20 protein-coding genes and 1 pseudogene are annotated in these 23,641 nt (G+C 38.0%); 13 read left to right on the top strand and 8 right to left on the bottom strand.

The features are described 5' to 3' along the window. Positions 1-201: 201 nt before the first annotated feature. Positions 202-569 (bottom strand): annotated as a pseudogene (locus ACYIAJ_RS08810) (glutamate--tRNA ligase family protein); the annotation flags it as partial. 29 nt (positions 570-598) lie between these two features. Here ACYIAJ_RS08810 and ACYIAJ_RS08805 point away from each other — a divergent pair. Together ACYIAJ_RS08805 and ACYIAJ_RS08800 are read left to right on the top strand one after the other, a co-directional pair. After that, the gene (locus ACYIAJ_RS08805) at positions 599-736 is read left to right on the top strand and encodes a hypothetical protein (RefSeq protein WP_483560579.1); all 138 of its coding nucleotides are present in this window, start codon (positions 599-601) and stop codon (positions 734-736) included. Positions 737-881: 145 nt separating this feature from the next. After that, complete coding sequence (locus ACYIAJ_RS08800; RefSeq protein WP_174787055.1) at positions 882-1,400, top strand: endonuclease V; 519 nt, start codon at positions 882-884, stop codon at positions 1,398-1,400. A gap of 86 nt (positions 1,401-1,486) precedes the next feature. Here ACYIAJ_RS08800 and glnS read toward each other — a convergent pair whose 3' ends face one another. The 3 genes from glnS to ACYIAJ_RS08785 form a co-directional block, all read right to left on the bottom strand. Continuing rightward, positions 1,487-3,163: a glutamine--tRNA ligase gene (glnS, locus tag ACYIAJ_RS08795; protein WP_483564679.1), complete on the bottom strand. Its 1,677-nt coding sequence runs from the start codon at positions 3,161-3,163 to the stop codon at positions 1,487-1,489. Positions 3,164-3,436: 273 nt separating this feature from the next. After that, complete coding sequence (locus ACYIAJ_RS08790) at positions 3,437-4,780, bottom strand: ATP-binding protein (protein ID WP_483560577.1); 1,344 nt, start codon at positions 4,778-4,780, stop codon at positions 3,437-3,439. Then, positions 4,777-5,505, bottom strand: coding sequence for a winged helix-turn-helix domain-containing protein (locus ACYIAJ_RS08785; RefSeq protein ID WP_483560576.1), 729 nt, complete (start codon positions 5,503-5,505; stop codon positions 4,777-4,779). The genes ACYIAJ_RS08790 and ACYIAJ_RS08785 overlap by 4 nt, the downstream gene beginning before the upstream one ends. A gap of 160 nt (positions 5,506-5,665) precedes the next feature. Here ACYIAJ_RS08785 and ACYIAJ_RS08780 point away from each other — a divergent pair, with 160 nt between their 5' ends. From ACYIAJ_RS08780 to ACYIAJ_RS08765, 4 genes are read left to right on the top strand one after another with little or no spacing between them, the layout of a single operon-like run. Continuing rightward, positions 5,666-6,397 carry an MtnX-like HAD-IB family phosphatase gene (locus ACYIAJ_RS08780; protein ID WP_483560575.1) on the top strand — a complete coding sequence of 244 codons (732 nt, stop codon included), beginning with the start codon at positions 5,666-5,668 and terminating at the stop codon, positions 6,395-6,397. Between the two features lie 9 nt (positions 6,398-6,406). Beyond that, a complete protein-coding gene (locus tag ACYIAJ_RS08775) occupies positions 6,407-7,240 on the top strand; it encodes an alpha/beta hydrolase (protein WP_483564678.1) in 834 nt (277 codons plus the stop codon). Next, positions 7,240-7,596 carry an EamA family transporter gene (locus tag ACYIAJ_RS08770; RefSeq protein ID WP_174797660.1) on the top strand — a complete coding sequence of 119 codons (357 nt, stop codon included), beginning with the start codon at positions 7,240-7,242 and terminating at the stop codon, positions 7,594-7,596. Before ACYIAJ_RS08775 ends, ACYIAJ_RS08770 begins: the two co-directional genes overlap by 1 nt. A gap of 1 nt (position 7,597) precedes the next feature. After that, the gene (locus ACYIAJ_RS08765) at positions 7,598-7,993 is read left to right on the top strand and encodes a DMT family transporter (RefSeq protein ID WP_483560572.1); all 396 of its coding nucleotides are present in this window, start codon (positions 7,598-7,600) and stop codon (positions 7,991-7,993) included. 64 nt (positions 7,994-8,057) lie between these two features. Here ACYIAJ_RS08765 and ACYIAJ_RS08760 read toward each other — a convergent pair whose 3' ends face one another. The 3 genes from ACYIAJ_RS08760 to ACYIAJ_RS08750 form a co-directional block, all read right to left on the bottom strand. Then, a complete protein-coding gene (locus ACYIAJ_RS08760; protein WP_483564677.1) occupies positions 8,058-8,930 on the bottom strand; it encodes an arginase family protein in 873 nt (290 codons plus the stop codon). Further along, entirely contained in the window at positions 8,927-9,976 is a 1,050-nt protein-coding gene (locus ACYIAJ_RS08755) for a GNAT family N-acetyltransferase (protein WP_483564676.1), read from the bottom strand. Before ACYIAJ_RS08755 ends, ACYIAJ_RS08760 begins: the two co-directional genes overlap by 4 nt. 74 nt (positions 9,977-10,050) lie before the next feature. Continuing rightward, entirely contained in the window at positions 10,051-11,460 is a 1,410-nt protein-coding gene (locus tag ACYIAJ_RS08750; protein ID WP_141669987.1) for an aspartate aminotransferase family protein, read from the bottom strand. Positions 11,461-11,661: 201 nt separating this feature from the next. Between ACYIAJ_RS08750 and ACYIAJ_RS08745 the strand changes: the two genes are divergently transcribed. The 7 genes from ACYIAJ_RS08745 to gyrB all read left to right on the top strand — a co-directional run bounded on the left by ACYIAJ_RS08745 (position 11,662) and on the right by gyrB (position 20,914). Next, entirely contained in the window at positions 11,662-12,411 is a 750-nt protein-coding gene (locus ACYIAJ_RS08745) for a MipA/OmpV family protein (RefSeq protein ID WP_483564675.1), read from the top strand. An 82-nt stretch (positions 12,412-12,493) separates the two neighbouring features. Then, complete coding sequence (locus ACYIAJ_RS08740) at positions 12,494-13,402, top strand: recombination-associated protein RdgC (protein ID WP_483564674.1); 909 nt, start codon at positions 12,494-12,496, stop codon at positions 13,400-13,402. A gap of 196 nt (positions 13,403-13,598) precedes the next feature. Beyond that, positions 13,599-14,693: a porin OmpA gene (ompA, locus tag ACYIAJ_RS08735; RefSeq protein ID WP_483564673.1), complete on the top strand. Its 1,095-nt coding sequence runs from the start codon at positions 13,599-13,601 to the stop codon at positions 14,691-14,693. Positions 14,694-14,860: 167 nt separating this feature from the next. Beyond that, positions 14,861-16,219, top strand: coding sequence for a chromosomal replication initiator protein DnaA (gene dnaA / locus ACYIAJ_RS08730; protein ID WP_483560566.1), 1,359 nt, complete (start codon positions 14,861-14,863; stop codon positions 16,217-16,219). A gap of 15 nt (positions 16,220-16,234) precedes the next feature. Then, entirely contained in the window at positions 16,235-17,338 is a 1,104-nt protein-coding gene (gene dnaN / locus ACYIAJ_RS08725) for a DNA polymerase III subunit beta (RefSeq protein ID WP_483560565.1), read from the top strand. 48 nt (positions 17,339-17,386) lie between these two features. Next, the gene (recF, locus tag ACYIAJ_RS08720) at positions 17,387-18,460 is read left to right on the top strand and encodes a DNA replication/repair protein RecF (RefSeq protein ID WP_483564672.1); all 1,074 of its coding nucleotides are present in this window, start codon (positions 17,387-17,389) and stop codon (positions 18,458-18,460) included. Positions 18,461-18,502: 42 nt separating this feature from the next. Continuing rightward, positions 18,503-20,914, top strand: a complete 2,412-nt coding sequence (gene gyrB / locus ACYIAJ_RS08715) for a DNA topoisomerase (ATP-hydrolyzing) subunit B (RefSeq protein WP_483560563.1) — start codon at positions 18,503-18,505, stop codon at positions 20,912-20,914. A gap of 1,463 nt (positions 20,915-22,377) precedes the next feature. On the opposite strand, the gene ACYIAJ_RS08710 is transcribed toward gyrB, so the two are convergent. Continuing rightward, positions 22,378-23,641, bottom strand: a 1,264-nt coding sequence (locus tag ACYIAJ_RS08710) for a hypothetical protein (protein ID WP_483564671.1), incomplete at its 5' end; no start/stop codon positions are given.

Genomic DNA, 23,641 nt, shown 5'->3' with positions numbered 1-23,641 from the left:
TCAATACCTTTCCTGACCAATTTTTGGATAGTAATGGTAGCGTTCTCGGAATTGGAAAAATTAGATTGAAATAAAGGGAATTGAAGTGGCTATTGTGGATATTTGCCGATTCAATAAGTCGGTGATAATTGAGTTAAATTATGCCTCGTTCCGGCTATCTCTTAAGTCCACAGTTCGGTTATGCACACGCTTTTCTTCTGTTGCATATGCGCAAGGTGCGTTTTCGTTCAGGTCTTCACGAATACAAAACTCAAGGGTACTCATTTCAACAATGTTTTCTTGCTTGGTCACCCCAATTCGACGGCAAAATTCACAGATCTAGGCAGGTATATAACCACGACGACGTAATCCTGATACCGTTAGCATGCGCGGATCGTCCCAACCATCGACGATTTTTTCAGCACGAGTAGATTTAATGGCGTACTCTAAATTTAATATAGGTGATGTTTTCGATCGTATCTGAAATACAATGGGTAAAATCGTACATTGGATAAATGCACCACTTGTTGCCTGTTTGGGTGATGCACAGCAAATTTAATGCGGTATAATACCAGATCTCGCATCACAATAATTAGAACAGGGCGAAAAGGAAAATAAAATGAATGAGATAAAAAATAAAACTGAGTTTAATCCACCGGTTCGGGTAGAGTTAAGTTATTTGCAACAGATTGACGGCTTGTACTTTTTAAATGATGTATTGTTTAGTGGATTGGCTTATGACCATCGGAATAACTAAACTTAATAAGTTTATTTAATAATAATCAACACAGAAGTGAATATTATCGCATTGAATTAATAACAGTAATAATGTTATCTTACTCAGTTAGTTTCAATGTATTGATTCATTGATAAATAATGTTTTAAAGAGAAGATAACTTAATATGATACTTGCAATTGATGTTTATTACATTGATAACCGCGCCAAATCGGTCGGCGTTTTATTTCATCATTGGACTGATTCAACCTCAGCAATTGAACAGGTAATCACAGATTATCAAGATAATGTTGCGCCCTATCAATCAGGTCAGTTTTATCAACGTGAATTGCCTTGCATTATGTCACTACTTGATAAAATTGATTTAAGTAAACTTACCTGCATTGTGATTGATGGTTATGTGCATTTGGATGAAGGTAAGATAGGGCTAGGTGGGCATTTGTATCATGCATTAAACAAAACCATTCCTATTATTGGTGTTGCTAAAAAGCCGTTTTCAGGCAATAGCGAGTATTTGATCGAAGTTCTTCGTGGCCAAAGCAAGCATCCGCTATATGTTACCTCGATAGGCATACCGCTAATAAATGCAGCTAATAGCGTGCAATCAATGGCTGGCAAACACCGAATGCCTGATGTGCTGAGCTATTTAGATCAACAAACAAAATTATTTAAACACGAAGAATAATTTATTGAATTAGATTCAAGTAATATAAATGAGGTGGCAACTACAATCATTCGCCGCCCCAATAAGTCGGCGAATGATTGAGTTAATTATGCTTCGTTCCAGCTATCTCTTAAACCTACGGTTCGGTTAAACACAAGCTTATCTTCGGTTGCATATTTATTATCTAAACAGAAGTAGCCTTCACGTTCAAATTGATAAGCATGCTCGGCTTTCGCATTTTGTAAACTTGGCTCAACAAAACCTTGTTTAATAATTAATGAATTAGGATTAATGGTTGATAAAAAGTCCTCGGCTGCACCTGGGGTTGGCGTATTAAATAAACGATCATACAGACGAATTTCAGCCGGTTTGGCAAACTTAGCCGAAACCCAATGAATGACGCCTTTCACTTTACGACCATCTTCCGGATTTTTGTTTAACGTGGCAGGATCGTAACTGCAATAGATTGTTTGGATGTTGCCTTCGGCATCTTTTTCAACGCGATCAGCACGAATCACATAGGCATTACGCAAACGCACTTCTTTACCAAGCACTAGGCGCTTGTAGTTTTTGTTAGCTTCTTCCCTAAAATCAGCTCGGTCGATGTAAATTTCACGCGTGAATGTCACTTCGCGAGCTCCTAATTCTGGGCGGTTTGGGTGATTTGGCATGCTAAGCACTTCGTCAATCGTGTCCGAGAAGTTCTCGATCACAACTTTAACGGGATCTAGCACTGCCATTGCGCGAGGTGCATTTTCGTTCAGATCTTCACGAATACAAAACTCAAGGGTACTCATTTCAACAGTATTTTCTTGTTTGGTCACCCCAATTCGACGGCAAAATTCACGGATTGAAGCAGGTGTATAACCACGACGACGTAAACCCGATACCGTTGGCATGCGTGGATCGTCCCAACCATCGACAATTTTTTCTGATACTAATAGATTTAACTTACGTTTAGAGGTAATGGCATACTCTAAATTTAATCTTGAAAACTCATACTGATGAGGACGCGCTTCTATCGTAATATTATCTAATACCCAATCATATAAACGACGATTGTCTTGGAATTCAAGCGTACAAAGTGAATGGGTGATGTTTTCGATCGCATCTGAAATACAATGGGTAAAATCGTACATTGGGTAAATGCACCATTTATTGCCTGTTTGGTGATGCTCGGCAAATTTAATGCGGTATAACACCGGATCGCGCATCACAATAAATGGCGATGCCATGTCAATTTTGGCTCTTAGGCAGGCTTTTCCTTCGGCGAATTTGCCTTCTTTCATTTGTGTAAAAAGAGCTAGGTTTTCTTCAACACTACGATCACGATAAGGACTATTTTTACCCGGTTGCGTTAAAGTACCACGATATTCACGAATTTCATCAGCAGACAGTTCATCTACATAAGCAAGCCCTTTATTGATGAGTTCAATTGCATAATCATATAGCCGGTCAAAATAGTCAGATGAGTAACAAATCTCACCATCCCATTCAAACCCTAACCAACGGACATCTTGTTTAATCGACTCAACATACTCTATATCTTCTTTAGCTGGATTAGTATCGTCAAAACGCAAGTTACACTTACCCTGATAGTCTTGCGCAATACCAAAATTTAAACAAATTGATTTGGCATGCCCAATATGTAAATAGCCATTTGGTTCTGGCGGAAAGCGGGTATGCGTTGTTTTATATTTGCCAGCAGCAAGATCCGCATCAATAATTTGACGGATAAAATTAGTCGGACGAGTTTCTGTCTCTGTCGGTAGTGAACCGCTCATAAAAAACCTCTGATGATATATTTATTAGTAACAAATTAAGAATATTTGCTTTGCTATTACTTCTTGTATTGGTTGATGAATATAACAAATTTTTGTTATTTCTGAAACGGAAAACAGGCTATTTGTATCGACAAAATTGGCTTTTGGTTAAACAATGCCGTTTTTTAATAAAATAACCCATGTGTTAACTAAAAAAACACCAACAAAAAACTTCAATAAAATCAATACCTTTCCTGAACACTTTTTGACCGTGTTTCCAAATAAATACAGTCGCTATTCATCACCCGATTTTAACGAAACCACAAATCTTGCTCCACCCAATGGACTTGTAACAACAAACGCTTTACCATCATGAAATTCTGCCATTAATTTTACATAAGCTAAACCAAGCCCATAACCACCGGTTGAACGTGTACGGCTAGTGTCAAGTCTGGCAAAAGGCATAAAAATCTTTTCACGCGCATCAAAAGGAATACCAGCGCCATCATCATCGATCTCAAGGATAACACGATTTTCATGTTTGGTGATATTTAAAACCGCTTTATGAGCTGCATATTTAAATGCATTAAGTAACAGATTTTTTACAATAGTTTCAACTAAATTGGTATCAATCATGGCGTGTTCATCTTGGCTATTACAAGTTAGCTCAAATCCTTTCGGTTTGAATAACGCCAGTGATTGGCACACTTTTTCGCCCCACTCTTTGAGTGCTACACGTGTTAAGTTTAGCTCGATATTGCTTTGCTGCATTTTAAAATAATTCAAGCTGGCATTGATTAATGTTTCAAGCTCGTTAATATCATCACTCATACCTTTTTGTAAAAGACGTTTTTCTTGTTCATCGTGAGATTCTTCAAGCATACTAAGCTCAAATCGCATTCGTGCAAGCGGGGTGCGTAACTCATGTGCCATTGCATGAGAAATCGTTTGATTGGTACTTACTAAGTGTTCAATATGCGTGCCCATATTATTTAATACGTTAGCGAGCGGCTTAAACAACCAACCTTTAACATTTTCGGTTCGTGCTTTTAAATTACCTTGTCCTAGTTGTTCGGCGGTCTGCCTGATATTAACCAAATCTTTCCAAACAGCGCTAAACGCCATATAAATTAAAATAAAAAAGATGATGGCACTAAATACAGCCCAAATAATAAGAAAGATGGTCAATGACATGGTGTTGGATGCCAAAATATCTCGCATGGCAATAGGGCCTAATTGGAGCAAGTTGCCATCTTTTAAATCAATGTAAACGACCTCTCTGTCGCTATCATAAGAAAAGTCCAGCTTGTGTAACTCGTTAAGTACCGCATCGGGTAAGGGTGTATTAATTGGCAAGACTTCGATAGGGTAACCAAAATAAGGTTGTAATTCATTAACCACGTCTTGAAGGGGACGATCTTTGTGCTCGTTAATTTGCATACGAATCAGGTTTACCGTGCCTCGTTGAGATTCTCGAAATACAATATGATCATCAGGCATATCGGTTAATGATGAAGGTAATGAATCAAAAACCAATAAAGCACCATAAGCAATGATACTTTGCAATAAGAGTAAAATGACTAGATAAAATACAATTCGGCGATTAAAAAATAGCGGTTTGGCTAATAATTGGCTCAATGGCTTTCTCCCTCTCGCATAAATAAATAGCCTTTACCACGTACGGTTTTGATGCGCGATGGATTATCTGGATCATCGAGTAATTTCCGACGAAGTCTTGACACACGTGCATCAATAGAACGATCGCTACCATCAAAATCGATCCCTCTTACCTGAGAAAAAATATCATCTCGCGATAAAATTGTCCCTGCATTATGCGCAAGTAACCATAACAGATCAAACTCAGCGGTTGTTAAATCAATTTCTTGCTCTTGCAAGAGCACTTTTCGGTTTTCGCCATCGATGACTAAATTGTCAAATATTAGCGTTTTATTATTTAGTGGCACAATCAATTCTTTATGATTGTCTTTGTCGGTTTCTATCTGTTTCCGTCTTAATAAGGCTCGTATGCGGGCAAGCAGTAATCTTGGCTCAACAGGCTTAGCTAAATAATCATCCGCCCCCAATTCCAACCCAACGATCTCATCAATATTATCTTCGCTAGCTGTCATTATAAGGATGTAGTTAGTAAACCATGTGCGTATATCACGACAAATATCAAAACCCGTTTTTTCAGGTAACATCACATCTAATATAACCAGATCTGGATTAAGCTGTTGAATTCTTTCTTCAGCGCCTGCACCGCTATTATGCCATTCAACAAGATACCCTTGCCGAATAAGATAAACTTGAATTAGATTGGCTAACCGCTGATCATCTTCGATGATTAATATACGTTCACTCATTATTTGTTCTTAATCACTGCCACTTTTACTTAGAGATGCCCCATTATACAGACAATTATTCCCTCGTTACAAAATATATACAAAGAGCCTACAAAGTTTATAGTTACTCTATGAGAGAATTTGCGCCAATATCTTTAAATAGGCTATTTTTACATTAAACATGAATACTTTTTCATCAATTACAAACTTTCTTTTTCATCCATCTTATACACAACATCACTCGCCAATTGTCTTGTGTGATTTTGATGGCACAATTAGTGTAAAAGATGTTACCGACACCTTACTAAGCCATTTTGGTCAAGAGGGTTGTGATGAACTCGAAACATTATGGGTTAATGGCAAAATTGGCTCTCAAGAATGTATGAGCAAGCAAATTGCCTTAATGGATGCAAGCTTAGATGAGCTCAATGACGTCTTATCTCAAATTGAAATTGATCCGGATTTTAAATCCTTTATTCAATATACTGAACAAAATAATATCCCTGTCCACGTAGTTAGCGACGGTCTTGATTATGCCATTGAGTTTATTTTAAAACGTCATGGTATTAAACAGTTGCCGATTTTTGCCAATAAATTACTGCATAATAATGCGCGCAGTTGGCGCCTTGAGTTCCCCTATGCAAACAAAGACTGCATCAAAAAAAGCGGTAATTGCAAATGTAATCATGTTAAAAAACAAAAATATTTTCCACAAATACTTTATGTTGGTGACGGTACGTCAGACTATTGCGTGTCGCATAATGTTGATTTTGTCTTTGCTAAAGATAAGTTAGTTAACTATTGCGAAAAAAATAGCATAGCACACACGCAAATCACCAGCTTTGCCGATGTCACAACCGCATTAGAACAAACTCAACAAGCGGTTATTCCTGTGATGATGGTAAAAGAATAAGGAACATTAATGAGTACAATCGAAGATTTATCTTACTTTCTACCAGGTAATAAAAATGGTGTACTGTTAATTCATGGCTTAACCGGTACCCCCAATGAAATGCGAATTTTAGCCAATGGTTTACATAAAGCAGGATTTACGGTTTATGCCATCCAGTTAGCTGGGCATTGTGGTACGGAAGAAGATTTGTGTAAAACAACTTGGCAAGATTGGTATAAAAGCGTGCAAGATGGCGCTGATTATTTAGCACAGCATGTAGATAATATCTTTGTTGCAGGACTATCAATGGGCGCACTACTTGCGCTCAAACTGGCAGTAGACAGACCTGAACAAATTAAAGGGGTTGGTGTGTTAGCACCCACATTTTGTTACGATGGTTGGAGTATGCCATTTTGGGCAAAAAAACTGTTTTTCTTACTTGTTTACTTTAAAAAATTGGGTATTTTCCAAAAACAGGTTTTCATTGAACAACCGCCTTATGGACTTAAAGATGAACGCATTCGTGCGGTGGTCTCTGAAAGTATGTTAAGTGGTGATGCTGCATCAGCAGGCCTTGCAGGAAATCCATTCCCTGCGCTTGCCGAAATGCAATTATTAGCAAAAGCGATGCGTAAGCAATTACCCCAAGTAGTTTCGCCTTGTTTAATTATGCATTCAGGTAACGATGATATCGCCAATATAGAAACGAATGCCAAATTGGTCGAAAAGCAAGTTTCAGGACCAACAAAGTTAGTGGTATTAAATGATAGCTATCATTTAATTACCATTGATAGCCAGCGCCGCGAAGTGATCAAGGAGTGTGTTTCTTTCTTTGATAATATAGCAGAAGGAATAAAAGCATAATGTCACCATTAGTTATTCTACTTTGGGTTAGTAACATCTGCTTCGATACCTTAGGCCAAGTCGCTTTTAAATTTGCAGCCATCGCCCCCAACAATCGCGATGGTTGGTACTATTGGTTAGATTTAGCAAAAAATAAGTGGATTTGGATTGGTGTTACCTCGTATGTTGCTGAATTTTTATTATGGTTAGCCTTTTTAACGTTAGTACCACTTTCGCAAGGGGTATTACTTGCCTCATTTAATATTATTACTATCATGCTAGTTGGCCGTATTATTTTCAAAGAATTACTGACTAGTTACCGCTTGATCGGAATGCTATTAATCACCGCCGGTGTTGTTTTTGTAGGAATGTCGTAATATGGCTAGATTTTACTTAATTGGCTTTTCTGTATTGCTCTTTTTTGACACAATTGCGCAATGTAGTTTTAAATTAACAGCGATTGAAGCTCAACCGTTAGAGATGAGCATTGAATGGTTAATTCGCGTATTTACTAACCCTTGGATCTATATCTCAATAGCAGGCTATATTCTGACATTTTTTACTTGGATGACGTTATTAAAAAAAGCCCCTGTAGGACCCGCTTTTGCCGCATCACACTTCGAAGTTGTGACAGTGATGGTTGTTTCAATTTGGTTATTTCACGAACCGATTACCTTATTCAAGTTAATTGGTACAATATTAATTGTTTCAGGCATTCTCTTTTTGGCATTAGCAGAAAGCAAATTATCGAAACAAAATCCGCACAACCATTAACCCTAAGTTCCAATCATAATGGAAAGCTAGGCCTTAAGCCTACTTTCCTGAAACTTTTAAAAACTTATACTGTTAATGTTTTTAATAGCGTCAAATTAAGTTGATGCTGTTCTTGCTGCCAATTAAGAAGGTTATTTGGCGATATGCTCGGTTGTTTATCAAGAGAACTAAGCAAACGTTTAAACCAATTAGATGGCTGCCATATTGATAGTTCACCGGTAATATCACTGCCGATAATTCTAGGTTTAATTGACGATATAGTATCAAGCAGATGATACGTTTGTAGCTTGCCTTGATCCCAGTTGGTGTGAATCACCTCTTCGCTTAATACGTCTTTATCAATCGATAAATAGACCGGTTGTGCGCTATGATATTGTTCGGATAAGAAGTTAGCAATAAGGTCATCAGGTGTGGCAAAATGCCTAAAAGCATGTCCTAAGCCAATTTTTTTTGCCCATGCGACATTGACATCTAAGCTCCAGTAAGTCAATTTTTTATGAAATAGCGGTTTCCATCTATTTTCCCAAAAATGTGCTATACCAATATCATGGGAGGTAATGCCAAGCACATGTACATGACTCACAAAAGGCAAACTTGCCACATAACTAACCCATGATCCACAATGCACACCAAATAGATAGCGCATATTGTCTGGATGATTATCAAAAATCACAACTTGAATAGGATTATCTGCGGAATATTGCTTTGCTAAACGTTCAATAAGTAGTAATGAAATATGATGAAAATCACCACTGCCCATTAATACCGTGCCATGGCTTTCGGGTAAAGATTGCTGTAATACCTGTTTAAATTGGCTAAATTGTTTCTTAGTGCAACCAAAACGAATTGTATCTTGCCACTGCGTAACATCAATCGTTTGAGCATGACAGATATCACCCACGCTTCCATCAAAGTTGAGAATAATAGGACAGGTCATGCTACTTTCTCCTTATCACTTTCAAAGTGACCAATCAATCTGCGTAATACAGCTCTTAGTAATGGATTGCGAATATAAACAAGATGCTTAGTAAAAGTAAATTTTGCACCGAGTGATGCTTTTACCTCAGGATCGGTCCAACCCGCAATATAGTGACTAAATCCTTGCTGCAAAGCATATTCAAGATTTACAAACCAGCTTACAAAATAGAGATTGAGCTCTCTTGCCTGTGGATAAACCATACCAATATACTTATCAACTAGCATATTGTTCACAACAAAACAAATATTGTACCCCACCAACTTATCATCATAATGATAAGTCACAATATGCGCATTTTGGGTTTTGCTTTGTAATAGCTGAGTAAAAAAGGGCTTAGTCAATAAGTCAAAATGGATTTCACTTTGCTGATAAACATTAAGATATAATTGATAATACTCATCTAAAACCGCTTGGTCATAAAAACACTCATCACCACTATGCAAAATATTAATGGTTAATTTTTCTCGTGATTTTAGTTTTCGCCTAAAATTTTTACGTCGACTATAAGAAAATCGTGAAAAAATTTCATCTATATTTACAAAATCAATCGGTAGCCAAGCCAATGCTTGCCCCTCGACTTCAATAAAACCTTGTTCTTTTAGTGACGAAATAAGATGCATTGAATAATCATTTTCTTTTTCACTCAGTAAAGGCGATGCGATAGGTATATCTTTAACAATCAAAAAAGGATATTGCTTAGCATAAGCTGTTTTTAGATGTTGTGCTAATTGATTAGCATCCACTTTATCATTTAGTAACGCATATTCCGAAACAGTTGCGCCAACAAAACAAGTATTGGGTTGTAAGTAGCGCTGCCATTTATGATAAAAAGGCAGTTTTTGAATTTTATGTCTGAAATCATCATCTGCAGTAGTAAGAAGATCAAACTTGGCAGAAAAAACAGGCACACCATCTTCACTCAGCCATGCGGAAAATTCTTGTGGAGGATGAGCTAGAAAATTGTCTATTAATTCATTGGGTTCTAACTGATTGATATATTTCATAACGTTAAATATAAGATTGGCTGTAACTCGCGGTCCCGCCAATAGACATTGGCGGGAAAATGAAAACAAAACAATTAAAGCTCTTTTTTAGCTCGTGTAATTAATTGATCCAACAGTTCAATACCCTGATCAATTTCTTGACGAGAGATGTGTAACGATGGCGCAAAGGTAATCACGTTTTTATAGTAACCACCAATATCCAGCACTAAGCCCATTTTGGTACCTTTCCAATCAAGATCACCGGACATACCGATATCAACCATTTTGTCAACAAGTGCTTTATTGGCTGTAAAGCCATCTTCAGTACAGATTTCAGCACGTAGCGCTAAGCCTAAACCATCAACTTCGCCGATCTCTTTGTGTTTCTTCTCAAGTGTTTTTAAACCTTCTAGGAAGTAAGCACCGCTCTCCATGACCATTTTTTCGTAATCGGTTTCAGAAGTCATTTTTAACACTTCAAGACCAACTGCTGTACCAAGTGGATTTGAGGCAAAAGTTGAGTGAGTTGAGCCAACTGGGAATACTTGTGGATTAATTAATTCTTCACGTGCCCATAAACCACCTAGCGGATTAAGACCATTAGTTAATGCTTTAGCAAAAACCACAACATCAGGTTTGACATCAAAGTGTTCAATTGACCAAAGTTTACCAGTACGATAAAAGCCCATTTGGATTTCATCAACGACTAATAAAATACCATACTGATCTAATACTTTTTTAAGACCTTTAAAGTAATTACGAGGAGGAACAATATAACCACCTGTTGCTTGTAAAGGTTCGGCATAAAACGCTGCATATTCCGCTTGTCCCACTTTTGGATCCCAAACACCGTGGTATTCGGTTTCAAATAAACGCGCAAATTCAGCCACCAAATGTTCACCATATTCTTCTGCTGTCATGCCTTTTGGTCGACGGAAAGGATATGGGAATGGGACAAACATAGCACGATCACCAAAATGACCATAGCGACGACGATAACGATAACTTGATGTAATGGATGAAGCGCCTAAAGTACGACCATGGTATCCACCTTGGAAAGCAAACATTAACGATTTACCGCCAGATGCATTACGAACCAATTTTAAAGAGTCTTCAATACATTGTGAACCACCCACATTGAAATGTACTCGTCCTTCATAACCAAAACGCTTTTCCATGCCTTGTGCAATGGTTTTGGCTAATTCAATTTTAGTTGGATGCAAATATTGGCTAGCGCATTGTGGTAAAGTATCAATTTGCTTTTTAAGCACATTATTTAAACGTTCATTAGCATAACCAAAGTTACACGCAGAATACCACATTTGTAAGTCAAGGAAAGCTTTGCCTTCTTTGTCATACATATAACTACCTTCACAACCATCAAAGATTTTTGGTGGTTCAACATAATGCACGGTATCGCCAAAAGAACAATATTTAGCTTCATCCGCTAACAGTGTCGCATCATCAGGACGACTGTTAATCATTTCTAAAGTTGGTTTGCTCATAATTTATCTCACTAATCCATATTCAAATACGATAAAATGTGGCATTATTATTCAAGAAATTTGTTTGTTACAATGTATAATTACTGTATAAATTGTGTGACGATAAACAAAACAAAAAAATACACTAAAAGATAATAAAATTTGCGAACTGATAACAAGCGCTCTCTTATATAGATAAGCACGATATACGGGCATCAAAAAATGAAAAAAATACCTTATGCACTTTCTATTTTATCAATAATAGCATTAGGAACTACCCAGATCGCATTAGCTGAGCCCACCTCCCTTGGGATTGGTATTGGTTGGGAAAATTCACCTTATAAAAGTTACAGTGCTCATTATTCTCCTATTCCCCATATTGATTATGACAATGGGCGATTTTTTATCGATGATTTATCCGCTGGGATTTATGTTTATCATGCCGATGATCAAAATATTTCAATTGGTACTCGCTACTTATCTAATGAATTTAAACCACACAATTCAGATAATCACCAATTAAAACAACTTGATAGCCGCCACTCAACATTACTGACAGAAATAGAATATTCCCTTGTAACCAACTGGGGTGGATTTTCTAGTAGCGTTGGGGCTGATATGCTAAATAAAAGTAATAGTATTTTAGTCAACAGCGATTATACCGTCCCTTATATGCAAGGTAATTTCATTGTTGCACCAACCATCGGGATAAATTGGGCTAATGGTAAACACAATGGTTATTATTATGGTATTTCGCATAAAGAATCATCTCGTTCAGGATTGAGATACTTCAATGCCAATAGCTCATTGACACCTTACGCCGAAATCGCAGCACAATATTCATTCACCGAAAATATGGCTACTTTTGGCGGTGTTCATATCGACAAATTAACTGGTGACGCAGCTGATAGCCCAATGGTTGACAATAGCACTGTCACCTCAATTTATATGGGTGTATCTTATAATTTTTAATTAATAGACATCAATATCAAGTTGTTAGCTATTTTAAGTGAAATAAGATCATTACCACAAAAAATTCAGGAAATAGAAAAGTATGCTTTGGTTTAAAAATGCCATCATTTATCAACTCAATAATGACACGTTACTTAATAAAGATGCGATTGAAAACGCAATAAAATCGCATCTTTTTACCCCCTGCGGTAATTTAGACACAACCAAAATGGGTTGGGTATCGCCTTATCATGATAATAATGACGATGCTTTTATTATTGATATGCAAGGGCATTTATTATTACGAATCAAAAAAGAAACCAAAATATTACCCACCCCTGTTATTAAACAAGCATTATTAGAGAAAATCGATAAACAAGAACACGCACTCAGTAGAAAACTGACTAAAAACGAAAAAGCCACCTTAAAAGACGAAGTCATGATTGATCTCATGCCAAGAGCATTTAGTAAATATAATCACTATTGGTTATGGATTGATACACAAAATAAACGCATTATTGTTGATTGTAGTAGCTTTAAACAAGCCGAAGATATCTTAGCCATTTTACGCAAAGAGCTTGGATCGCTTGCATTAACACCGTTATCAATTGATAAACCACTTGAACAAATCATGACGACTTGGGTTAAAGAAAACCTGAATTTTCCACCATTTATATTAGGTGATCAAGCCGAACTCAAAGATCCGCTTGAAGGTAATGGAATTATCAACTGCAAAAACCAAGAGATCACCGGTGACGAAATGCGTGTTCATTTTGATTCTGGCAAATGGGTCACAAAAATTAAAATTATTGATGAAAGAGGCGTCAGCTTTATCGTCAATAATGACTTAACATTTAAACGAATTAAATTTGATTCGGTTATTTTAGACGAAAATGAAGATATCGGTTCAGATGAATTTGATAAAAAACTAGAAGCTGACTTCATTATTATGGCTAATTCATTAGCCAATACTATTAATAACTTTTACATAACAATTAACAAAATCATTTGATAAAATTATTTAAATTTTTTTTGCATTATACAATCATTAGTTATGGATTTGCCTATTATCTATGCTATACTAGCAGACAGATTATGGGTAACATAATTATATAAAAATAAGTATTGTTCTTTTTATTTGAAGTGTATTTTAAACAATAAAAGAAACTAAACATCGTCTATAACAATATATAAGTTGAGGCAATAAAATGAAAAAAACTACTCTAGCTCTAGCAATCGCAGTTGCAAGTTTAACAGCTACTGCAGCTAATGCAGCATATGAAGACAACACTTTTTATACAGGTGCTAAATTAGGTTGGTCAGAGCTTTATCGATTAGATGCGAATAAAGTTCGTGTATGGGATAACGTTGGTATCAGCACTTCAAACCGTAGCAATATTGCTGGTGGTGCTTTCCTTGGTTTCCAAGCAAATCCTTATTTAGCTTTTGAATTAGGTTATGACTGGTTAGGATCTGCTAAATATAAAAGATCTTTCCATTATGCAGGCAGAGATTATGATGTAGGTCATAGTAAAGTTTCTGCTCAAGGTGTATCTTTAACTGGTAAATTAAGCTACCCTATCATTGACAACCTAGATATCTATGGTCGTGCAGGTGGAATGGTAACTATCGCTAAATGGAAAAACGGCGGTTTAGTAAAAGATGGCGACAAACTTGACAATGGTACAAAAACTGACCTATCTCCTGTGTATGCGTTAGGTCTTGACTATCGTTTCGACGAAGACTTCTCTACTCGTTTAGAATACCAATATGTTCAACATATTCATACTAAAACTGATGCATCTCCAGATGCTGGACTAGTAAGTTTAGGTATTACTTACCGTTTAGGCGCACCAGCAGCTCCAGCTCCAGTTGAGTTAAAAACTGAAGTAAAACGTTATGTATTAAATGAAGATGTTCTATTTGCTTATGCAAAATCTGACTTAAAAGCTGAAGGTCGTCAAGCATTAGACAACTTATTAACAAGCCTTGTTAAAATCAACCCAACAGAAAGTGCTGTTGTTGTAATTGGCCATACTGACCGTATCGGTTCAGATAGTTACAACCAAAAATTATCAGAACAACGCGCTAATTCTGTAATGAAATACTTAATTTCTAAAGGTGTTCCTGCTAACTTAATCAGTGCTCATGGTGTAGGTAAAACTCAACCAGTAACTGGTACTAAATGTAATGCACTTCGTGGCGCTGACTTAAAAGCATGTTTAGCACCAGATCGTCGTGTTGAAATTGAAGTTAAAGCACGTAACGTTCAAGAAGTTCAAGTAACTAATTCAACAAATTAATTTTTGTTTTTTTAAGTTATTCATTAAGACCCGGTTAAAAGCCGGGTTTTTTTATCTCTCTTTTTTGTTAACAACTAAATATATATCACCTTAGAACTACAAATTATCCACAAAAGGGATTATAATGCCTTACGGTATTGTTAGTAAGAAAAATTGAAGGAGTTGCCGTGCCTACCGCGATTTGGCAAGATTGCCTTTCTCAATTACAAGAAGAAATTCCTACAACGGAATTCAATTTATGGATTCGCCCGTTGCAAGCGGAAATGGTCGATAACAAACTTTATATTTATGCACCAAATAGATTTGTGTTAGATTGGGTAAGGAATAAATATTTAACCACTATATCCCAATTACTAAATAAGCTTTTTAATGACGATTCTTTAAAATTATTTCTTGAAGTTGGCTCGACTGTATCGACAGATAAAAAAGCCCAAAGTAGCCAGCGCAAAATGGATGTTTTACCGGCTTGGCAAACAACAAAAGAAACAAATCACAATCATATTTACCGTTCAGGTATTAATCATAAACATACTTTCAACAGTTTTGTCGAAGGTAAATCAAACCAACTAGGTGTTGCTGCGGCAAAACAAGTGGCTGAAAACCCCGGAAAAGCTTATAACCCATTATTTTTATATGGTTCTACTGGTTTAGGTAAAACGCATTTATTACATGCGGTTGGCAATCAAATAATGGAAGAAAAGCCTAATGCCAAAGTTGTCTACATGCATTCGGAACGCTTTGTGCAAGATATGGTAAAAGCACTACAAAATAATGCTATTGAAGAGTTTAAAAATTACTATCGTTCAGTTGATGCGTTGTTGATTGATGACATTCAATTTTTTGCCAATAAAGAGCGATCCCAAGAGGAGTTTTTTCACACGTTTAATTCGTTATTAGAAGGCAATCAACAAATTATTTTAACCTCGGATCGTTACCCTAAAGAAATTGATGGTGTTGAAGACCGCTTAAAATCACGTTTTGGTTGGGGATTAACCATTGCAATTGAGCCCCCTGAGCTCGAAACACGAGTTGCCATTTTGATGAAAAAAGCCGAAGAAAATCATATTAAATTACCCGAAGAAGTCGCTTTTTTTATTGCTAAAAGGCTACGTTCCAATGTTCGAGAGTTAGAGGGTGCACTTAATCGCGTCATCGCTAATGCTAATTTTACAGGGAAAGCGATTACCATTGATTTTGTTAAAGATGCCTTAAAAGATTTACTGGCTTTACAAGAAAAACTGGTTACCATTGAAAATATACAAAAAACGGTTGCCGAATACTATAAAATTAAAGTATCAGATTTACTTTCTAAACGTCGTTCCCGTTCGGTTGCAAGACCACGACAAGTCGCAATGGCGCTTGCCAAGGAACTCACTAACAAAAGCCTGCCTGAAATCGGCGATGGCTTTGGTGGAAGAGATCACACAACCGTATTACATGCATGTAGAAAAATTGCAGAATTAAAAGAAGAAAGCAATGCAATTAAAGAAGATTATTCCAATTTAATTCGAACATTATCAACTTAAAAAAGAATCAATACTATGAAATTTATTATAGATCGTGAAAAACTGATAAAACCCTTGCACCTTGTCAGCGCTCCACTGAGTAATCGCCCGACGCTACCAATTTTGGGAAATCTATTATTACAAGTCAATGACAACAGGCTATCAATGACGGGAACGGATCTTGAAATAGAGATGATATCCTATCTACAATTAACCGAACCAAGTGAGCCGGGTGCAACTACTGTACCAGCAAGAAAGTTTCTTGATATCTGTCGAAACTTACCTAATGATGCCCAAATATCGATAAGCGTTGACGATAACCGATTGATGATTCAATCCGGTCGTAGTAAATTTTCTTTAGCAACGCTACCTGCTAATGATTTTCCTAATTTGGAAAATTGGCAAAGCGATGTCGACCTTTCTGTTCCACAAAAAACCATAAAACGACTGATTGATGCAGTACAATTTTCAATGGCAAACCAAGATGTCAGATATTATTTAAATGGCATGTTATTTGAAATTGAAGATGGCCTATTAAAAACAGTCGCGACTGATGGACATCGACTAGCACTATGCGCACAACCAATAGAACAAGATACACAAACTACTCACTCCGTTATTTTACCAAGAAAAGGAGTGCTTGAGCTCGCAAAACTGGTTAGCGATAACGACGAACTAATCACGATGCAAATTGGTAATAACAACTTACGTGTTAACCTTGGTGATTTCACTTTCACATCAAAACTCATTGATGGTCGATTTCCTGACTATAAACGCGTATTACCACGCAATCCAGATAAACCACTTGAAGTCTCCTGCGAAGAACTCAGAAATGCCCTATCAAGGGTTGCCATCTTGTCTAATGAAAAGTTCCGCGGTATCCGACTTCATGTCCATAACAACCAAATAAAAATTACTGCAAACAATCCTGAACAAGAAGAAGCTGAAGAAGTTGTTGACGTAAAATATGAATCAGCAGAGCTTGAAATTGGCTTCAATGTCACCTATTTACTCGACATATTAAATACATTGAAATGTGATAGCGTACAGCTATTACTTACTGACGCCGTATCAAGTGTACAAATTGAAGATATCAACAATCAATCTGCCACTTATGTTGTTATGCCAATGCGCTTATAATCAACTCTTACTTAATTTTCCGGCTTCGGCCGGAATAATTGATAGCATATGACTCTTTCAACCATCAACATACATCATTTCCGTAATATTGATTACGCAAAGCTCACCTTATCGCCGCATTTCAACTTCATTGTTGGCGATAATGGCAGTGGCAAAACAAGCCTACTCGAAGCCATTTATATGCTTGGGCATGGCCGCGCATTTAGGCACACCCAATCCAATCGCATCATTCAGCACGAACAACCCGAACTGGTATTATTTAGCGAAATAAAAAACACCAACCAACAAACACATTCAATTGGTCTTTCTAAATCACGCAATAGTGAAAATAAAATCAAAATAGACGGAGACGAAGGCTTTCGACTCACTGATCTAGCCAAACTACTCCCTATCCAACTCATTACCCCAGAAGGGTTTGACTTATTAACGGGGGGGCCTAAATATCGACGTTCATTTATCGACTGGGGGTGCTTTCACCATTACCCAGAATTTGTCCATTTATGGAACAGATTAAAACGCCTATTTAAACAACGCAATGCACTGCTAAAGCAAGCTAAAAATTATAATCAATTATTACCTTGGGACAAAGAGATCGCACCCATTGCTGAAAAAATTAGTCAAATAAGAGCTGATTACTCGCAAAAAATTTTTCCTGAAATCATGCAAACGTGTCATGATTTTTTGCCCGAATATCAACTAAATTGCCAGTATTTCCAAGGTTGGGATCACGATACAGATTATGCTCAAATACTCCAAAAACAGTATGAACGCGATAAACTACTCAACTACACATCGACCGGCCCACATAAAGCGGATATTCGCTTACGCATCGACAATATCCCCGTTGAAGATCTATTATCACGTGGGCAACTAAAGTTATTAATGTGTGCTTTGCGCCTATCGCAGGGTGAATATTATTCAAAGCAAAATACCCAAGCCTGTGTTTACTTGATTGATGATTTTGCATCTGAATTAGACAACAACAAAAGAACATTATTAGCCAAACGGCTAAAGCTTGCTAATTCACAAGTATTTATTACGGCCGTCAATCAATCGCAAATTACCCATATGATCGATGAAAATGATAAGATTTTTTACATAAAATCTGGTATAATCTCGTAAATATACAGAATGATATAAACAATCAAATAAGTCGAGAAATCCATGTCTAATTCTTATGATTCTTCTAGCATTAAAGTCCTTAAAGGACTTGATGCTGTCCGTAAACGTCCAGGTATGTATATTGGTGATACTGATGATGGCACAGGACTTCACCATATGGTTTTTGAAGTGGTCGATAATGCCATTGATGAAGCATTAGCCGGTTATTGTCACCATATTGAAGTAACCATCCATCCCGATAACTCAGTTTCTGTACGTGACGATGGTCGGGGTATTCCAACAGGTATACATGAAGAAGAAGGCATCTCAGCTGCTGAAGTTATTATGACTGTATTACATGCTGGCGGGAAATTTGATGATAATTCTTACAAAGTATCTGGTGGCTTACACGGTGTTGGTGTTTCAGTGGTAAATGCTTTATCGGATAAATTAGAATTAGTGATTTATCGTGACGGAAAAATACATCAACAAATTTACAACTTAGGGGTACCACAAGCACCACTTAACGTGATTGGCGAAACCACAGAATCAGGCACATACGTCCGCTTCTGGCCAAGTCCTGAAACATTTACCAACATCGAATTTGTCTACGAAATACTCGCCAAACGACTTCGTGAACTCTCGTTCCTAAACTCAGGTGTATCGATAAAATTACTTGATGAACGTACAGGCAAAAATGAACATTATCATTACGAAGGCGGAATCCAAGCTTTTGTTGAATATCTCAATAAAAACAAAAACCCGATTCACCCAAAAATATTTTACTTCAGCACTGAAAAAGACGATATTGGCGTCGAAGTGGCACTGCAGTGGAACGATGGCTACCAAGAAAATATCTATTGTTTTACTAACAACATCCCCCAACGAGACGGCGGTACACACTTAGCCGGTTTCCGTGGTGCAATGACGCGCACATTAAACAATTATATGGAAGCTGAAGGATACAGCAAAAAAGCGAAAATTAGTGCCACTGGTGATGATGCGCGTGAAGGCCTCATCGCGGTTGTATCAGTTAAAGTCCCTGATCCTAAATTCTCATCACAAACTAAAGACAAATTAGTCTCATCAGAAGTTAAATCGGCGGTTGAATCCGTCATGGGTGAAAAATTAGCAGAATATCTTCTTGAAAACCCAAGTGATGCCAAGATCGTCGTCGGAAAAATCATTGACGCAGCAAGAGCACGAGAAGCAGCACGCAAAGCACGCGAAATGACACGACGCAAAGGCGCATTAGACCTTGGTGGCTTACCGGGTAAACTCGCTGACTGCCAAGAAAAAGACCCTGCTTTATCTGAACTTTACTTAGTGGAAGGGGACTCGGCAGGTGGCTCGGCAAAACAAGGGCGCAATCGCAAAAACCAAGCAATTTTACCGCTAAAAGGTAAGATATTAAACGTCGAAAAAGCCCGTTTTGATAAAATGCTTTCATCGCAAGAAGTGGGAACGTTAATTACTGCATTAGGTTGTGGTATTGGTCGTGATGAATATAATCCAGATAAAATGCGTTATCATAGCATTATTATCATGACCGATGCCGATGTCGATGGTTCACACATCCGCACCTTATTATTAACGTTCTTTTATCGCCAAATGCCCGAAATCATCGAACGCGGCTATGTTTATATAGCACAACCACCTTTATACAAAGTCAAAAAAGGCAAACAGGAACAATACATCAAAGACGATGATGCCATGACGCAATTCCAAATCGCCTTAGCGCTTGAAGATGCCTCGTTACACGTTAATGATCATGCTCCAGCACTTGCTGGCGAAGCATTAGAACGGCTGATTGCGGAATATCAAAAAGTCGAAAAGCTCATCACTAAAATGGAACGACGTTATCCAAAAGCACTACTGTCAGAATTGGTGTACCACGATGTACTAAACGAAACTATCTTACAAAGCCAGCAACAAGCTGAAAACTGGGCAAAAATACTTGTCGAAAAACTGACAAGCAAAGAACAACATGGTAGCAGTTACCGCTATGCAACTGACTACAATGAAAAAACCCAATTGCACCTACCGGTAATTAAGGTCAAAACACATGGTGTTGACACGAATTACACGTTGGATCAGGCGTTCATTCATAGCAATGAATACCGCAACATCTGTCATCTTGGTGCACAATTAAAAGATCTATTGGAAGACAGCGCATTCATCCAACGTGGTGAGCGCAAACAACCCGTTGAATCTTTTGACGAAGCTGTTGATTGGTTAATTAAAGAATCACGTCGTGGATTAACTATTCAACGTTATAAAGGACTAGGAGAAATGAACCCAGAACAATTGTGGGAAACAACAATGGACCCAACTAGTCGTCGCATGTTGCAAGTCACCATAAAAGATGCCATTGAAGCGGATCAATTATTTACTACATTAATGGGTGATGAAGTTGAACCCCGCCGACTATTCATTGAAGAAAATGCCCTTAAAGCGGCAAATTTAGATTTTTAAAAGTTGTCGTGATAAAGAGTAAAAAGACCAGACGTAATGTCTGGTTTTTTATTAAATGAAGGATGGGGGAGTTTGTTTTTGTAAAAAACAGTAAAATAAAAAATTAAATAAAATCAATACCTTTTCTGACCGATTTTTGGGCGGAAAATCAGGCCTTTTTTTGTTTTGGTGTATAGGATGGATTGGGTGCGGTGGGTTCGGACGTTTTGGCCTTTGGCGAATAAAATGGTTACAGTAACCACGTCCGAGTCAGGGAATTAAAGCGAGTTCCCTGACAACCCACGCTTTGGCTGCAGAATGTGGCCTGCGGCTACCCTCCGCCGCCGCTCGGTCTTAACGCACCGGCTATGATTACTCGTATCATCCTGATACTCGCCTCTTCGAGGCCATCTTCGCTTTGCTCAGAAGTTCAAATTTGTTCCAGACAAATTTGTCGTTCCAGACGGAGAATAGCCTCGCCAAACATCCCTGTTTGGCGTGCTAACCTCGCTCTGTTGTCGGCACATTCTGACGTCGGAACAAGACAAACAACATAACCATCGTTTTGGGAAGATATTATGTTTTTATAATTATCTTGTTGATTTTATTTTGATTAAACGCCTACACGGCGTTAAAGTAGAACTCAAGATTTGATAAATCTTGCTGTATAAAGATAAACAACAATTTCATCTTTGAAAACCCTTTTTTTGAGGTGTTTTATAATTTATTGATTTTATTTAATTTTAAATTATCGTTAAAAAAAGGGGTTGGAGCGGTTAACTTGCTGTTATTGGGGCGCTATTCGTGTTTTTGTTGATTTGTTGTATGTCAGCACTTTGCTTAGGTTGTGTAAATGATTGATTTAGCTTGAAAACGGAAAAATAAAAACTTTAATAAAATCAATACCTTTCCTGACCATTTTTTGGATACAATTACATTGCTTTTTAACACAAAAGTAACTCATCAAAAAGCACCTAAGATTATGTTGTTTGTCTTGTTCCGGCGTCAGAATGTGCCGACAACAGAGCGAGGTTAGCACGCCAAACAGGGATGTTTGGCGAGTTTGTGGTGCGTCTGGAACGCGTCCACAAACGGTGCGTTAAGACCGAGCGACGGCGTCGGGCAGCCGTAGGCCACATTCTGTAGCCAAAGCGTGGGATTGCAAAGGGAATTCGCTTTAATTCCCTTTGCTCGGACGTGGTCACTGTAGCTATTTTGTTCAACAAAGGTCAAAACGTCCGAAACCTTGCCGTACTATAAATAGACCACAAATTTAAACCGCCACAGCGTAATCATTAGGATTGCCAACCACTCTTTCAGCGTCGGCGACGAAGGGGAGCGGCGCGATTGTGGCTTCGCCGCAACAGCGCAACCCTAAGGGAAAACGCCCCAACTGACGCGGGGGCGTTATTCTTTGTTAGATTGTCCTCTCAGGCACCATAACCACCCCCGCACTCTAAGGATTAAGTACTAAACGCTAAAAACTAAGGTGCGGCGCAAACAGCATACTCACGGTCGCTAGCGCTGACTATGTAGGCGTTGCCGATGCCTGAGTAGACATAGAAGCCACCGCTACCTGCTGCATCGCTTATCCAATAGCCGTTGAGGACGAAGCCCGCACCAGCGTAGTTGTTCATTCTGCCCCACTCCGTGAAAAAACCTGCACCTATGTGACGCATATAAGTATTATTAGATGAACTAGGTGTGGCGCCGACAGAACCTTGGCAAGATGAACCAGAATTCCAACCAGAACAAACCGCATTGGTTAAATCTCTTACCCTAGGCATCCGATAGCCCAAACGACTACACCAAGTGGAGTGGTTAGACCGATTATCAAGTACATTACCTCGATTGACGAACCACTGCTTTAACACAAATCCATACCTCACTTCATCACCACGACCGTCTCTGCCCACCAACTCAAAGGTCTGTGGCAAAGAAGGGACGGTAAGCCTACTAGGACTACTTGAGCTTATTTGACTACTACTTGCCCTAGGACCACTTAACGTTACCCGTGTTACATTCTTGGATTTATCAGTAATCCATTGATCGGCTTGGACAGTTCTTCCTGCAGGGTCTGTGAATGTACCAGAACGCGGCCTTGTCCAACTCACCGTCGCACCTAGACTGCCACTTGTGTTAACTGTCCAATTCAACTGACTTCCATCAATACCTGCTGGCAACTCCAAATCAAAATACAACCCATCAGCACCCGTTGTAGGAAAATTTTGGTCATAAGATGATGAACGCGTTGACTGAGTTAAAAAACCCTTTGTAGGACTCCATATGTTAGATGGGCCTGCGTAGCGAGGATTGTCGATAGAATCGATGCCAGTAGTACCACCATATAACAAATTCGGCCTTGCCGACTGCATAAAAACCAAACAATTTGCATTTGGTTTGAAATAATAATACTCCCTGTCATTAGTGGTTGAAAATACACGACGATTTGGCACGCCATACTGTGTAGTTAAACTAGCACCATCGGGATTTAAACCTATTGTTACCCTATAAGGCGCCTTACATGCATCTAATGTATCATTAAGACGTACAGTATTTCCATTCTTATCCTCTAATGAAAGCCATAAAGTCCCTGTCGCCGTTACACCATTAGTCCCCTGTCCATCTCCATCATCATCTCCCCAATAATGATAAGTATTGACTAAATCATTTAAACGCACAAAAGTGGTCGATGGTGGGAAAATAGTCTTTATATCACCCAAAGTACGCCATGTTGATAATACTATT

Source organism: Gilliamella sp. X-46 (assembly GCF_057063525.1).
This window is presented reverse-complemented; position numbering and strand designations above follow the sequence as displayed.